Source organism: Hydrogenophaga sp. ZJX-1, from assembly GCF_048590325.1.
GTDB lineage: Bacteria > Pseudomonadota > Gammaproteobacteria > Burkholderiales > Burkholderiaceae_C > Hydrogenophaga.
On record NZ_JBMBRA010000002.1, the window covers coordinates 285,235 to 299,253 of the forward strand.

The following is a 14,019-nucleotide window of genomic DNA, read 5'->3' on the forward strand; positions in this document are numbered from 1 at the left end:
ACCCGCCTACCCTCTGCCAGTTCGAATCCCTTTCACAGGAGACCCCATGAAGAAGACCCTTTCCCTGCTGGCCATGGTATTTGCCATCGGCCTGTCATCCGTGGCCATGGACGCCGAAGCCCGGCGCATCGGCGGCGGCAAGTCCTTTGGCATGCAGCGCCAGAGCGCGCCGCCCGCCAAGGCCCCCAACGCCACACCGGCGCAAACGCCTGCTGCCACGCCCGGCGCCGCCGCAGCGGCACCCGCGGCCGCTGCCGCGTCCACCCGCAGCAAGTGGATGGGCCCGATCGCCGGCCTCGCCGCCGGCCTGGGCCTGGCCGCCCTCGCCTCGCACCTCGGCTTCGGCGAAGGCCTGGCCAACATGCTGATGATCGGTCTGCTGGTGATGGCCGCCATCGCGGTGGTCGGCTTCATCATGCGCAAGCGCGCCGCCGCGGCCCAGGGCGGCTCGGGTGGCATGGCTTACGCGGGTGCCGGTGCCGCCGGTTCGCGTCCGCAGACGCCTTCGGCCTTCAAGACGCCCACGCCAGACGCCGGCAACGGCGCCGGCTACAGCCAGGGTGGCTCCATGATCGGCTCCGCCCTGGGCGGCCAGGCACAGACGGCCAGCGTCATCCCGGCCGACTTTGACGTCGCCGCCTTCGTGCGCAACGCCAAGGTCAACTTCATCCGCCTGCAGGCCGCCAACGACGCGGGCAACCTCGACGACATCCGCGCCTTCACCACGCCGGAGATGTTTGCCGAGATCCAGATGGACATCCGCGAACGCAACGGCGCCACGCAGGAAACCCGCGTGCTCGACCTCGAAGCCAGCGTGCTGGAAGTGGCCGAAGAAGACGCCATCTACGTGGTCAGCACGCACTTCACCGGCCGCGTGCAGGAAGACGGCGCCGACCCCGAAGACATCAACGAAGTCTGGCACCTGACCAAGCCCCGCCAGGGCAGCGGCGGCTGGGTGCTGGCCGGCATTCAACAAAGCGCCTGACGTGAAACACCCCCTGCGCCGCTTCGCGTCACCCCCCTCAAGGGGGGCGGCACTGGCCGTCTGGCAAAGCCCGTCCGGCGGTGCCTCTGGGTGGCGTTGTTTCATGCGTTGCGGGTAGCGGGATCCGCACCCCCGTTTCCGAGTCTCCTCATTGCCCCGGCCAACGTGCCGGGGTTTTTTTCGTCGGGTTCAGGCTGCCGCCTACTCCCCCGGCAAGGCCGCCTTGTAAACCGAATTCTTCGGCGCGGCCATCAGCCGGCGCAGCATGGGTTCGAAGTGGCGCAAGGGCAGCACGTCCATGGCCGGATCAAAGGCCGGGTTGTCGTAGCGTTCGACGAATTCGGCCGCGCGATCGTGGTGTGGGTGGTCCTTGAACATGTCGCGCATGTTGCGGTCCAGGCCGATGTGGTGGAAGAAGTTGTAGCCCTGGAAGATGCCGTGGTTCTGCACCATCCACAGGTTCTCTTCGCTGACGAAGGGTTTGAGGATGGCGGCGGCGATGTCCGGGTGGTTGAAGCTGCCCAGGGTGTCGCCGATGTCGTGCAGCAACGCGCACACCACGTATTCCTCATCGCGCCCGTCATTGAACGCAAGCGTCGCGGTCTGCAGGCTGTGCGTGAGCCGGTCGACGGGGAAGCCGCCGTGGTCGCCGTCGAGCAGCTTGAGGTGGGCGAGCACGCGGTCTGGCAGCGATTTCGCCATCGCCATGGCTTCGGGCAGGATGCAGGCCCAGTCTTGCTGGGTGCTTTGCTCCATCCGTTTGAAGGTGGCTCGGGGTTTGTCTGGCATGTTGTCTCCTGTGGTTGCGGCGACCATGCTGTCTGAAAGGCCGGCGGCCGGCAAGGGGCGGCTGTCACCGCGGCGCCGCCGCTCAGTCCATCGGCCAGGGCAGATCGCCCGGCGTACGGACTCCGTGAGGCGCGGCCTCGGGCACCGGGGCGCCCCGCCCGACGCCCACCCCGCGCCACCACGGTTGCACCGCTCGCTGCTCGGCAGGCTCGACCGCTTCGCCCAGCCGGGGCATGAGCAGCAGTTCCCGCGGCGAGGCCAGCTGAAGCAGGGTTTCGGCGGGCTGGTCCCAGGCGTGCATGGCGAGGCTGAAGGTACCCCAGTGCACGGGCAGGAAGGCGCCACCGCCCAGCAGCTGGTGGGCCTTGAGCGCATTCTCGGGGCCGAGGTGGATGTCGCCCCACGAGGGATGGAAGGCGCCGACTTCGAGCATCACGAGATCAAACGGACCGAGGCGTTCGCGGATGAGCGCGTATTCGCTGGTGAGGCCGGTGTCGCCACTGAAGAACACGGCGTGGCGCTCGCTGCGCAGGATCATGGACGACCAGAGCGTGGCATTGCGGTCTTTGAAGCCGCGCCCAGAAAAGTGCTGCGAAGGCGCGGCGGTGACGCTGAGGCCGGTGCCGGGCACGCGGTGGGTTTCCCACCAGTCGAGTTCGGTGATGCGCTCGGGCGCGATGCCCCAGGCCTGCAGGTGCGCGCCGACGCCGAGCGAGGTGACGAAGGGCACGTTGCTGCGGCGGGCCAGGGCGTGGATGGTAGGGTAGTCGAGGTGGTCGTAGTGGTCGTGCGAGATCACGACCACGTCCACCTCGGGCATCTCGCGCAGGCGCAGCGGCACGGGCTGGAAACGTTTGGGGCCAAGCAGGCGAAAGGGTGAGGCGCGCGTGCCCCAGACCGGGTCGGTGAGCACGCGGTAGCCACCCATCTCCAGCAGCACGGTGGAGTGGCCGAGCCAGGTGGCCCGCAGGCCGCTGGCGCTGGGGCGGCTCCAGGCTTCGCGCGGGTCCATGGACGGCAGCGGCGCACCAGGCACGCGGCGGTTGCCGTTGGACAGAAACTCGCGCAGCGTGGGCCGGGGCGCCGTCGGATCGCGCAGGCCGGGCGCGACGGGGTGCACGTTGCGAAAGCCCTCGCCGGCCCAGCGTGGCGAGGCCATCATGCGTTCGAGGCGGATGCCCTGGGCGCGTTTGCCAAATGAGTTCATCGAAATGCCCTGCGTGAAGCCGCGCCGGGGCGCTGGTGGTCGCAGGTTACACGCTGGCGGCGCGTTGTTGCAGCAAGGCCTTTTCCCGTTGATTGCCGGCCTGCGCCGCAGCCTGCCCGAAGGCCGCACGGGCTTCTTCGCCGCGCCCCAGCCGCTCCAGCAAATCGCCCCGCACCGCGTACAACCAGTGGTAGCGCTGCATGGCTTTGTCTTGCATCAGCGTCTCGACGATGGCCAGGCCAGCCGCCGGGCCTTCGCTCATGCACACGGCCACCGCGCGGTTGAGTTCGACCACCGGGGACGGCGCCACGCGGGCCAGCTCGCCGTAGAGCGCGCTGATGCGGGCCCAGTCGGTGTCGGCGGCGTGGGCCGCGCGCGCGTGGCAGGCGGCAATGGCACCCTGCAGCTGGTACGGACCAGCGGCCTGGCCCAGCGCTTCGGCGCGCGCCAGTGCGGCCAGGCCGCGGCGCACCAGCAGGCGGTCCCAGCGGGCGCGGTTCTGCTGGTTGAGCAGCACGGGGTCGCCTTGCGCATCGGTGCGTGCAGCGGTGCGCGAGGCCTGGATCTCCATCAGCGCCACGAGGCCGTGCACTTCCGCCTGATCGGGGGCCAGCTCGGCGAGCATGCGGCCCAGGCGCAGGGCTTCGTTGCAGAGTTCGGGGCGCATCCAGTCGCTGCCGCTGGTCGCCGTGTAGCCTTCGTTGAACACCAGGTACACCACCTCGAGCACCGAGCCCAGGCGCTCGGCCAGTTGCCCGCCCCGCGGCACTTCAAAAGGCACGCTCGCGTCGGCCAGCGTGCGCTTGGCGCGCACGATGCGCTGCGCGATGGTGGCTTCGGGCACGAGGAAGGCGCGCGCGATCTCGTGCGTGCTCAGGCCGCCGAGCAGCTTGAGCGTGAGCGCCACGCGCGCGTCGGTCGACAGCACCGGGTGACAGGCGGTGAAGATGAGGCGCAGCAGGTCATCGCCGATGTCGTCCTGCCGCGCTGCGTCGAGCGCGTCGACGAAGTCGGGCACGGTGAGCGCACCCAGCGCTTCGAGGTCGCGCGCGATGTCTTCGTGCCGCGCGTCGGCCATCTGGCGGTGCCGCAGCGCGTCGAGCGCGCGGTTTTTCGCGGTGGTCATGAGCCAGGCGCCGGGGTTGTTCGGCACGCCGTCTTTCGGCCAGTGTTCCAGCGCGGCCACCAGCGCGTCCTGCGCCAGTTCTTCGGCCAGGCCGAGATCGCGCACACGCCGCGCCACGGCGGCGACGATGCGGGCGGACTCGATGCGCCAGACGGTGGCGATGGTTTGGTGGACGGCGGAATGCACGGGCGGGAGCTTACTGCGGGGGTCGTGGGAGAACCCTCACCCCGGCCCTCTCCCGCGTTCGGGAGAGGGAGATTCGCACTCACATCTGCTCGGGCGCGGCCGCTTCGTCCATCCAGAACACTTCCCACTGGTGGCCGTCGAGGTCGGCAAAGCCGTGCTGGAACATGAAGCCGTGGTCCTGCGGCGGGTTGGGCGTGGTGGCGCCAGCGGCCACGGCCTTGCGCACCACCTCTTCGGCCTCGGCGCGGCTGTCGACCGACAGGGCGATCAGCACCTCGGTGGCCTTGTGCGCATCGCTGATTGGCTTCTTGGTGAAGCCCTGGAAGAAGGGCTCGACCAGCAGCATGGCGTAGAAGTTTTCGCCGATTTCGAGGCAGGCGCCCTGCTCGTTGGTGAAGCGCTGGTTGAACGTGAGGCCCAGGGCCTTGAAGAAGGCCTGCGAACGGGCCATGTCCTTGATGGGCAGGTTGACGAAGATCTGGCGGAACATGGTGGTCTCTCCTGGCGAGTGGGGTGTGGGTGTGGGGTGATCAGGCCTGCTCGGCCAGGGCCTTCAGGTGGGACAAACCCGCCTCGAAGTCCTTGCCGATCATCTGGTCCATGCTGAAGAAGATGCCCATCAGCCTGGCGATGAAGGGGCTCGGGCCGTGCATGGCCCAGGTGACGCGGGTCGCACCGCCTTCGGGCACCAGGCTGAACGTGACGACGTTGTGGCCTTCGAAGGGTTCGAACATGTCGAGCTGCATGGTGACCGCCGACGGTTCGGTGGACGTGGTGATGCCGATGCGCCCCTTGCCGACTTCCTTGTTGCCCTGGAAATCGAACACCGCGCCGGGGCCCGCGGCCGGGCCGCTGTAGGTGCCCTGCATGGCCGGGTCCTTGCGGTTGTAGGGGTTCCAGGTGTTGAAACGGTGCAGGTCGTTGATGAGCGGAAACAGCTTCGCGGCGGGCGCTGCGACGGTGGTGGAGCGCTCGACGCGGAAGCTGTCAGGCCGGGTGGCGGCGTAGGCCAGCTGCAGACCGATGGCCGCGACGGTGATGAGGGCAAGGGACTTGATCACGACGGCACCTCCTCAGGCTTTCTGGTTCGCTTCCATCTGCTTGAACATGTCCAGCGCCTCGCTGGGCGGGAACTCGTCGAGCTCGATGAGCTGGCGCAGTTCGATCACGGCTGGCTTGCCACGACCCGCGGGGTTGGGAAAGCGGCGGCTCCATTCCATGGCCTCTTCGCGCGAACGCACCTGGATCAGGGTGTAGCCGGCGATCAGTTCCTTGGCCTCGGCGAACGGGCCGTCCACGACGCGCTGGCCCGAAGCGTCGTAGTGGATGCGCCAGCCGGTGCGGCTGGGGTGCAGGCCGCTGCCGTCGAGCAGCACGCCGGCGCGCGCCAGTTCCTCGTGGTACGCGGCCATCTCGGCCATCAGTTCCTCGGGGGCTTCGGGGGTGACTTCGGCCTCGAACTCGGGGCAGGACTTGACGATGATCATGAATCGCATGGGGGTCTCCTGGAAGGGGTCAGGCCGGGGTTTCACAGACGGTCTTGAGGGACTGCAGCGCCTTCGGCCAGGTCTGCGCCATCCAGTCCTCGTAGGTGCCGAACACGTCGCAATCGACGCGCACGCGGGTGCCGCCCGCCTCGTCGCTGAAGGTGTAGTTTTCAAAGCACGGCTCCCAGGCACGCACCGCTTCGCTGCTGGTGTCTTCGACACCCTTGTCGATCATGCCCAGGTGCCGGATCGAGACGAACTCGGCCGGCCGGTGCGCCGCGATCTCGGCGACCATGCCCTGTTCACTCGGGCCGAGGAAGCGGATGGTCTGGCCCTCGTCCCACGAACCCTCGTAGCGCGAGCCTTCACAGAAGGTGGCGGTCCACTGTTCGTAGGTGGGTGAATGCAGCATGGTGCGCCACACGTGCTGGCGCGGCGCGTCGATCAGGATGTCGAAGTGCAGGGTTTTCATGGCGATCTCCTGTGGGGGTTCACGGTGTGCCGGCGTAGGCGCGTTCGAGCGCGGCGATGTCGAGCTTGCGCATCTGCCTCATGGCGGCAGTCATGCGCTGCCGGGCCGGGCTGGGCGGCTCTTCCATGCGCTCCATGAAGCGCTGCGGCACGATCTGCCAGGAGACGCCCCAGCGGTCCACCAGCCAGCCGCACATCTCGGCCTCGGGCACGGCCGACAGCGCGGCCCAGCAGCGATCCACCTCGGCCTGGTCGGCACAGCTCACGACCAGCGAAGCGGCGGGCGAAAGTGTGAAATGCGGGCCGCCGTTGAGCAGGGACAGCGCATGGCCGTCGAGCTCCAGGGTCACCAGCATCACCGCGCCCTCGGGCATGGGGTCGCCGGTGCCGTAGTGCAGCACGCTGGTGATGTGGGAATTGGGAAACAGCGCGGTGTAGAAGCGGGCGGCTTCTTCGGCCTGGGTGTCAAACCACAGGCAGGTGTGGATGCGGGGCTTCATGCACAAGACTCCTGTTCGTCGACGCGGGCGGCGGCGGACTTGCCGGGCCTCACGCGAAGCCGGTTCAACGGCTTCTGTGGGTGCGACGAAACAGGCTGGGCGTTTTCGACAGCGCCCGTCTAGGTAGAAACCCCGAGTTCAATCGCTCAGGCCTGGCTCTCGTCGAAACAGGGCGCGAGCGGGCGCACTTCGACGGTGGCCCACTGCGCGGCGGGGCAGCGCTGGGCGATGGCGATGGCTTCTTCGCGGCCCACGTTCTGCAACAGAAAGAAGCCGCCGATCATTTCCTTGGCTTCGGCAAACGGACCGTCCAGCACCTGCGCATGCCCCCCGGCCTGGCTCACGCGCACCGCGCTCGACAACCCGGCGAGCGACTCCACCGCCTTGAGCTTGCCTTCGGCCGCGAGCCCCTCGCCAAAAGCCTGCATGGCGGCATAGGCAGCGCGACCCTCGGCTTCGGTGCGGGTGGCACGCTGGCCAACCGGTTCGTGGATCAGGAGCATGTAGGACATGGCGGAGCCTTTCGATGAACGAGAGGGCGATGCTACACAGACGGCCCGGGTGGCGCCACAGGTCCGGCCAGCCGCCCCATCGGGCGCTGGTCAAGGTCTTCGCGGACTCATGTCGACCCTGAGCAGACAAAGGGTCAAGTTTCGCAAAGCCGTCACATTCCAGCGCGTCTTGGCCATCCAGCATCAGGCTGCGTTGGCCCACGACGCCAGCACCCGATACCCGGCCCTGAGCCATCACACCGGAAGTGGGGCGGGCTCCACGCGTACAAGATGCTGTGGAGCAGCAGTTCGTGGTGTAACCTCAGTTTTTTGCCTGATCTTGGTCTCGAGGCGGCAGTTGGGGTTGAGTCCTGGGTGCAGGCTGAGCAGAGGCAAAAGGCAAGCCCATGTTTGGATTTCCAATCCCAGAGCTTTCACCTAAGGACACGTTCAAGAGGGTGCTGGTGCTGGCGTTATCGGGGCGGGCAACCGAGTGGTCATGGATAGCCGGCGCCGCCACTTTCTGCCGGCGAAGTTGTTTGTGAAGAAATTCCAGCAGCACAATGCCTTGGGTATCGCTGAAACACTTCCGGTACGCATGCGCGTGGCTCGATGCGAAAAGAGGCGTTTCACAGGCCACGCCGGCTATGGCTTTGTCGGGCATACGCAGGAGCGTTGTACCCTTGACCCGAGAGAGAAAGCCCAGATCCCCGGGTGTGTTGTAGGCATCGTTATCGAAGGAAAACACAAGCGCCGGAATTCGGTCCGCAGATTCAATTTCTGCGGCTTGCTCATCGTGGCGCTGCTGCCAGATATCCGGTCTCCACCGCTTTTTACCGGCAAACGCAGGGGCGAAAGCAATGACAGAGTTGACACTTCCGGGGTAGCGCTTTTCATGCAGCAGCGCTGCCCATCCCCCTGCCGAGTGCCCCACCAGTACGATTCGAGATGGATCAACCCCCGCGCGGCCAAGTTCAGCCAGCGTCTCTTCAATCGCAGCGACCCGCTGGTCGATTTTGATCGGCTCCCCCAGCGCCGTCGCCCTGCCATCGCAGGGAGCGTAAACGACGACCTCCAGCCCCGCTATTTCGGCTCCGACCAATTGCCTCACGACCTCCGGCACGGAAAAGCCCGAAGCCTGCCCATTGGGATCGCACACGTCGTCCAGCTTTTCGATGAAAGAGCCATGCAAAAACACGACTACTGCTTTTGACGAGGGATTGGGGATACTGAAGCCTCGAGAATTCTTCCAGTTTTCTTTCTTGGGAACGAATTCTCCGGGCGTACTCGCTTTGGCGTGAAAGCAAAAAGCGATCAGGAACACGGCATGACTCGTTTTGACAAAGTGGCGCAGTGCGCTGTGCACCAACAACTTCGATGAATTGGCCGGTGGTGACGCGGTAGCGTTCAGTGGATGCTCCACACACCGGTGATGGCCAACGCTTGGAAGTACCCGCAACACACGTTTGAGCTGATTCCGGGCGACCCGGGGCAATCCACGGAAAACCGATTTGAGCATGGCCGGTCTCACACAATAGGTAGCGAGTCGATAGGCGCATTTTCTGCTTGTTTCGGGCCGCTGTCTCTGGAAAACCCCAGACAACAACGGCCACCTGGTGCTGAACATGCAGCTGGAAGGTCAACACGGGTCCATCCCAAAGGTCTGCTTCCCTTCCCCCAAAAAAAAATCAAGCATCGCCGCGACCCGCACCGGCACAAATTTGCGTGTCGGGAGGGCCGCATAAATGGTCAGTGCGCCGGCTTGCCATTGGGGAAGCACATGCACCAATGCACCTTCCCTGAGGTACGGTTGTGCCAAATGCTTTGACACAAGGCACAAACCTGCACCAGCCAAAGCGGCACCCAACAACACGTCAAAGCTGAGCGACCGCAACACCACTTTCACTTCCACTTCGACTGGCTCTGTGTCAAGCACGTCATGGGTCAGCCTCAGGCGATGTCCGCTGCTGTGTCCCGGCGCTTTTTTCCACGGAAACTCCAGAAAATCATGACCCTTCAGTTCGCCCGGGCAGCCCAGCGTTCCAGCGCGAAGCAGGTAGCCCGGTGAGGCACACAGAATGCGGACTGTCCGGCCCAATGTGCGCACCACGGTGTCACCGTTGTACTCGTCTTCGACCGCCATGAGCGTCAGGTCAAATTCCTCAACCCGCAAGTGCGAAAAAGGGTCTACGCTGATATCAAGCATCACCTCCGGATGATGCTCGCGCCATCGCGCAGCCAGCGGGGCCAAAAAAAACGAAGCCAGCATAGGCGTCGTGAGCAAGTGCAAGGTACCCATCAGAACGCCAGAACTGTTTTGGGCGGCTATATCTGCATCATTGATTTGTTGCAATATGTGCCCGGTCATTTGCAGGTAGATGATTCCAGACTCGGTGAGAGTGAGCTTGCGCGTCGTGCGCTGAAGCAGACGGGTACCCAAATGGTCTTCCAGATCACTGACCAAGCGGGAAACGGCGGTTGGAGACAGGTCCAGCGCGCGGGCAGCGGCGGAAAACCCACCTTCCGAGACAACTCTCGCAAACACCTGCAACGACAAAAGCCTGTCCATGGCGTTGGTTCCCTCTGAATGCAAGACGATAGTCGTCAACGCTTGCCTTCACAACCCTCCACACTTGGGCTTGAACCGGTATCCGCACTGGTGCTGTTACAAATTTCGATGCCGGAATTTGGTGTTCACGCGAGCAACCCATGACCTGTTGGCGATTGTGGCGGAATTGGCAACGGTGCATCCCGAATAAGTGGCTCGACGCCCGAAATTTCTTCATCCACACTGATCAAGCGGTGAAGAAAACATCACTGGATGGCTCACCGATGAGTGACGGACAAGAAGACACAAAACCCTCTTGGCCGGAGGTCAATTAACGACAAGGAGATCATCATGAAAGGTTCGATCATCAAACCTCTTGCCTTGGCCGGCAGCCTTGCTTGCATGGCTGCCTTCCAGGTGTTTCCCGCTGCTGCACAGGAGGTCTACCCGCAAGAAGACGAACAATTGAAACAGAGTGCAAAAACACGCGAGGAAGTGCGCTCCGAGTATCTGCAGGCCCTCAATGAAGGGTCTATCCACAGCAATTCCGAAACTCATGAAGCCCCCTTTGGCAGCCCAATGTGGGCCAAGGCTTCCGCCCCCAGTTCACTGACCCGGAAACAAGTGCAGGCCGACGCCATTGAATGGATGAGGCTAAACAGCGGTGATGTGGAGATGGGCAGCCGGTGACCCAAAAACAGAGGGGCTGATTGGGCGAGCCTGCACAGAAAGCCTCCTTGAAGCCTTGAAATCTTGAAGGTCAGTCGTAGAGAGTCTGGCTTGGCCTTTTGCCCTTTTCCCTAGGGATAAGTTTTGGGCAAAAGGCCAAGGCTTCAAAATATCCCGAGGTGGAGGGGCACGACGCACTTCTTAACCAAGACCCCGGCGCATGTGGGCACCGAAATGAGCCCGCAGGGGCTGGCGTACAACCTCAAGCGGGTAAAGCGGATTCTGGGAATCGCGAGGACGATGAAGGCGATGCTGCTGGTGGGGCGTGAGCCCTTCTCATGCAGCCCTGCCGATGAGCAGAACCTCAGCTCCGCCCACTCAGTCACGCTGAAAATATCTGTCTGCGGGATGGTCAGGGAGGCTTCTCAAACCATTGGTAACACCCGGATTCGACACACTGCCGTGCTGAACGCGTTTCCACACAGCCTCGGCCGCAATCTGACCTCCACAATCGCAGCCAGATAGCCAGCCACAGACTCCGCTCAAAGCTGAGGCTGTGAAAAAGCCCATGACCACCCGTGAGCGCGCGAAACCATCCGAAGCCTCCCCCCAGCAGCGCGGAAGGCGTCGAAATCCGCAGCATCGGGCGAGGCGGAGGGCCCTGTCATGGCGTCCATGCAGCCACAACGATGGCTTGCCTGGACGCGAACGAACGCCGAGCGATGCACCTCGGGTCGTGCGCCGACGCAAGAGCCTGGGCTGCAAGAGAAAATGGCACCCTCATTCACCCCCCACCACGACGCACGCCCCATGCTGACGATCCGCCCAGCCACTCCCGCCGACGATGACAGCCTCTGGCAGATCATGGAGCCGATCATCCGCGCGGGCGAAACCTACGACTTCCCGCGCGATACCCGTCGGGAGGCAGCCCTGGCCGCCTGGCTGGCGCCTGGCTTCCAGTGTTTTGTGGCCGAAGACGGGCAGCGGGTGCTAGGCACGTATGTGCTGCACGCGAACCGCCAGGGCGGCGGGTCGCACGTGGCGAATTGCGGCTACATGACGGCGGCCGATGCCACGGGCCAAGGGGTGGCCCGCGCCATGTGCGCGCACTCGCTGGACACGGCGCGGGCGCAGGGGTTTCGGGCGATGCAGTTCAACTTCGTGATCGCGAGCAACCACCGGGCCGTGAAGCTGTGGACCGGCATGGGGTTCGAGACCGTGGGCCGCCTGCCGGGGGCGTTTCTGCACCCCGTGCACGGCTACACCGACGCGCTGGTGATGTTTCAGCGCCTGTGAAACCGGGCGCGAACGCGCCGCACCATCAACGCGACTTTTCGACGGGGGGCGAAGGCAAACGGGGCGCGGCCGCTGCGACAGGCGTGTTGCACGGGTCCTTGGCTTCGCCTTTGCCAGTTTCCATCAGCGGCAGGATGGCCGCCGCAGGACCGACCACGGCCCCCAGGGCCAACGCTCCCAGCACACGCCCGACCAGCCCCTTCGGTTCGATGCCCACGGCCGGATCCGCCAGCGTTCCGGTGATGGTGACGGGCGTTCGCAAGGACAGCAGAGACCAGTCTTTGGGCCGCGTGACCACGTGCAGGTTCAGCGATTCGTCGCGCAGGCTGACCTGGCCGGTGATCCACATCGTGCTGTCCTTGTTGTCCATCACGGCCAGAGTGGGTTTGATGAGGCCGTTGCGCGCCACCAGATCGAACCGGGCGCAGCGCAGGGGCAGCGGGCGGTCGCCGGTGATCACCACCTCCAGGGCCTGCGCGAGGTCGAGGCCCATGGCTTCGGTGATCAGGTGCGACAGGGTGCCTTCGCGCAGCCTGAGGTGCAGCGGGCCGTCGGCCGAGCCCAGGATGGCCGCCGTCGAGTTGCCGGCACCCCGCAGGTGCAGGTTGCCGGAGAGCACGCCTGTCAGGTAGGCCTGCACCGGCTGCTCTCCGCCCTGACGGGCCTCCTTGCGCTCGCGTTTGAGCGCGGCCGTTGCGGTGGCCGGCGGGGCCTTGCCTTCGGCCGAATCGGGCCGCAGCCCCCTGATCCAGCCGGCCATGTCGATGCCTTCGAACGCCAGGCGGGCTTCCCATTTCGCGGGGTTGGCGTTGCTGTCCAGCGCCGTCATGCCCTTGACCTGTCCGCCCGACACCACGGCCTGCAAATCCTCCAGCCGCAGCACGCCACCGTCCAGGAGCACGCGGGTCTTCAGCTGCCGCAAGGGCGCCATGGCCTGGGTGCCGAAGTCCAGCTCCTGGATGGCCATCTGCACATCGGCGTCCATGGCTTTCAGCGAGGGCAGGTCGAATCGGCGTTGCGGCAGTGCGCGGCCTGCGGGCGTGTCGGCAGGCTCCGCCGTGCCCGCCTTTGGGTTCCCGCCGATGGCGGGCCCCAGATCGGCCAGCGCGAGTTTGGGGCCTGTGATCGTGCCGGTCAGGCGCGGCGGCTGGGTGCGCTGCTGATAGTGCATATCGCCCTGGAGGCGGCTGCTGCCGATGTGGGCGCGCGTCGTCTTCAGCCGCCAGACGCCGGCGTCCTGCTGCAGTTCGCCGCGCAGATCGAACGCCGGTGTTCGTGGCAGGGTCAGCCCCAGGGGTTTGGCCACGTCCGCCAGCGAGGGACCGGCCACTTCCACCCGGCCCTGCATGCGCGGCGTGCCCAGCAGCGAAGCGGCCTGGCCGTCGAACAGCACGCGTGTGGACGCGACCGTGCCCTCGATCCTGACCGGCACCCAGGGGGCGTCGGCAGCGATGTCCGGGTCCTGCAGCAAGGGCAAGGTGCTGCCGGCGCGCACGGCCAGCTTGAGCGGCAGGGCGCGGTAGCGCCCGGTGAGCGAGGCCTGGTAGCCCGCGCCCGGGCCGCTCGCGGCGCTGCTTTCGCTGCCCCGCACCTGCACCGCCACGTCGGCGTCCTGCATCGCATCGACCCAGGCGATCTGCCCCTGGCCCACGGTCAGGTTTCCGAAGCTGGGCAACGCCGCCTCGACCGAAGCGTCGGCCTCTTTCGAGGGCGTTTCTCTGGCACCCAGCTGCCAGTTGGCCTGGCCGTCGGCGGTGCGCACCAGATGCGCATCGAGCACGTCGGCACGCAGGGATTGCAGGTGCAGGGTGTCACCGCGCCGCCAGCGCCACACATCGCCCCAGCGCCAGGCCAGGGTGGCGCGTTGTGCATCCAGCAGGTGCGGCGCCTTGAAGCGGGGATCGGAGGCAATGCGCAGGTGTTCGACTTCCAGCCGTGGCCGCCAGATGAGATGCAGATTCACCGCGCCCTGCAATTGCACGGCGACGCCCGCACCGCGCGCCATGGCGCGCTCCAGCGGCTGTCGCAAGAACGGCCAGCCGGCCACTTCGCCCGCAACGACCGTGGCCACCAGCAGACCGACCACACCCGCCGATGCCCACACGGCGGGCCGACGCGCCCATGTCAATCGGTCCCGCACGGGCACGGAAGGCGGCGGCGGCAGAGGGGGAACATGGGGCAATGTATTCACGTGGGCTGGAACAGCAGCAGGAGCGCGCAATTCCGGTTTGATCATAGAAGCCGGCGTCTCTTCTTATCGTTCG

At 65.6% G+C, this 14,019-nt stretch carries 15 protein-coding genes; 3 read left to right on the forward strand and 12 right to left on the reverse strand.

Going from position 1 to position 14,019, the window contains the following annotated elements; translation table 11 throughout:
- Positions 1 to 46 precede the first annotated feature (46 nt).
- Positions 47 to 985, forward strand: a complete 939-nt coding sequence (locus tag ACN5W5_RS06095; RefSeq protein WP_420047669.1) for a Tim44 domain-containing protein — start codon at positions 47 to 49, stop codon at positions 983 to 985.
- 201 nt (positions 986 to 1,186) lie between these two features.
- On the opposite strand, the gene ACN5W5_RS06100 is transcribed toward ACN5W5_RS06095, so the two are convergent.
- From ACN5W5_RS06100 to ACN5W5_RS06150, 11 genes are all read right to left on the reverse strand, one after another.
- Positions 1,187 to 1,774, reverse strand: a complete 588-nt coding sequence (locus tag ACN5W5_RS06100) for an HD domain-containing protein (protein WP_420047670.1) — start codon at positions 1,772 to 1,774, stop codon at positions 1,187 to 1,189.
- 82 nt (positions 1,775 to 1,856) lie between these two features.
- Positions 1,857 to 2,981 (reverse strand): MBL fold metallo-hydrolase, encoded by a 1,125-nt coding sequence (locus tag ACN5W5_RS06105; RefSeq protein ID WP_420047671.1) that lies wholly within the window; start codon positions 2,979 to 2,981, stop codon positions 1,857 to 1,859.
- Between the two features lie 46 nt (positions 2,982 to 3,027).
- Positions 3,028 to 4,293: an RNA polymerase sigma factor gene (locus ACN5W5_RS06110; protein ID WP_420047672.1), complete on the reverse strand. Its 1,266-nt coding sequence runs from the start codon at positions 4,291 to 4,293 to the stop codon at positions 3,028 to 3,030.
- A 79-nt stretch (positions 4,294 to 4,372) separates the two neighbouring features.
- On the reverse strand, positions 4,373 to 4,783 hold the full coding sequence (locus tag ACN5W5_RS06115; RefSeq protein WP_420047673.1) for a VOC family protein: 411 nt from the start codon (positions 4,781 to 4,783) through the stop codon (positions 4,373 to 4,375).
- A gap of 40 nt (positions 4,784 to 4,823) precedes the next feature.
- Positions 4,824 to 5,354 (reverse strand): SRPBCC family protein, encoded by a 531-nt coding sequence (locus ACN5W5_RS06120; protein ID WP_420047674.1) that lies wholly within the window; start codon positions 5,352 to 5,354, stop codon positions 4,824 to 4,826.
- A gap of 12 nt (positions 5,355 to 5,366) precedes the next feature.
- Entirely contained in the window at positions 5,367 to 5,789 is a 423-nt protein-coding gene (locus ACN5W5_RS06125; protein ID WP_420047675.1) for a YciI family protein, read from the reverse strand.
- 19 nt (positions 5,790 to 5,808) lie between these two features.
- Entirely contained in the window at positions 5,809 to 6,252 is a 444-nt protein-coding gene (locus ACN5W5_RS06130) for an SRPBCC family protein (RefSeq protein WP_420047676.1), read from the reverse strand.
- A gap of 19 nt (positions 6,253 to 6,271) precedes the next feature.
- The gene (locus tag ACN5W5_RS06135) at positions 6,272 to 6,751 is read right to left on the reverse strand and encodes a VOC family protein (protein WP_420047677.1); all 480 of its coding nucleotides are present in this window, start codon (positions 6,749 to 6,751) and stop codon (positions 6,272 to 6,274) included.
- A 146-nt stretch (positions 6,752 to 6,897) separates the two neighbouring features.
- Positions 6,898 to 7,263 (reverse strand): YciI family protein, encoded by a 366-nt coding sequence (locus tag ACN5W5_RS06140; RefSeq protein WP_226463617.1) that lies wholly within the window; start codon positions 7,261 to 7,263, stop codon positions 6,898 to 6,900.
- Positions 7,264 to 7,564: 301 nt separating this feature from the next.
- Positions 7,565 to 8,566 (reverse strand): alpha/beta hydrolase, encoded by a 1,002-nt coding sequence (locus ACN5W5_RS06145; RefSeq protein WP_420047678.1) that lies wholly within the window; start codon positions 8,564 to 8,566, stop codon positions 7,565 to 7,567.
- Positions 8,567 to 8,881: 315 nt separating this feature from the next.
- Entirely contained in the window at positions 8,882 to 9,850 is a 969-nt protein-coding gene (locus ACN5W5_RS06150; RefSeq protein ID WP_420047679.1) for a LysR family transcriptional regulator, read from the reverse strand.
- A gap of 291 nt (positions 9,851 to 10,141) precedes the next feature.
- On the opposite strand from ACN5W5_RS06150, the gene ACN5W5_RS06155 reads away from it, so the two are divergent.
- Together ACN5W5_RS06155 and ACN5W5_RS06160 are read left to right on the forward strand one after the other, a co-directional pair.
- Positions 10,142 to 10,480 (forward strand): hypothetical protein, encoded by a 339-nt coding sequence (locus ACN5W5_RS06155; protein ID WP_420047680.1) that lies wholly within the window; start codon positions 10,142 to 10,144, stop codon positions 10,478 to 10,480.
- Between the two features lie 789 nt (positions 10,481 to 11,269).
- Positions 11,270 to 11,755, forward strand: a complete 486-nt coding sequence (locus ACN5W5_RS06160; RefSeq protein ID WP_420047681.1) for a GNAT family N-acetyltransferase — start codon at positions 11,270 to 11,272, stop codon at positions 11,753 to 11,755.
- A gap of 25 nt (positions 11,756 to 11,780) precedes the next feature.
- Here ACN5W5_RS06160 and ACN5W5_RS06165 read toward each other — a convergent pair whose 3' ends face one another.
- Positions 11,781 to 13,901 carry an AsmA family protein gene (locus ACN5W5_RS06165; RefSeq protein WP_420047682.1) on the reverse strand — a complete coding sequence of 707 codons (2,121 nt, stop codon included), beginning with the start codon at positions 13,899 to 13,901 and terminating at the stop codon, positions 11,781 to 11,783.
- Positions 13,902 to 14,019: the final 118 nt, after the last annotated feature.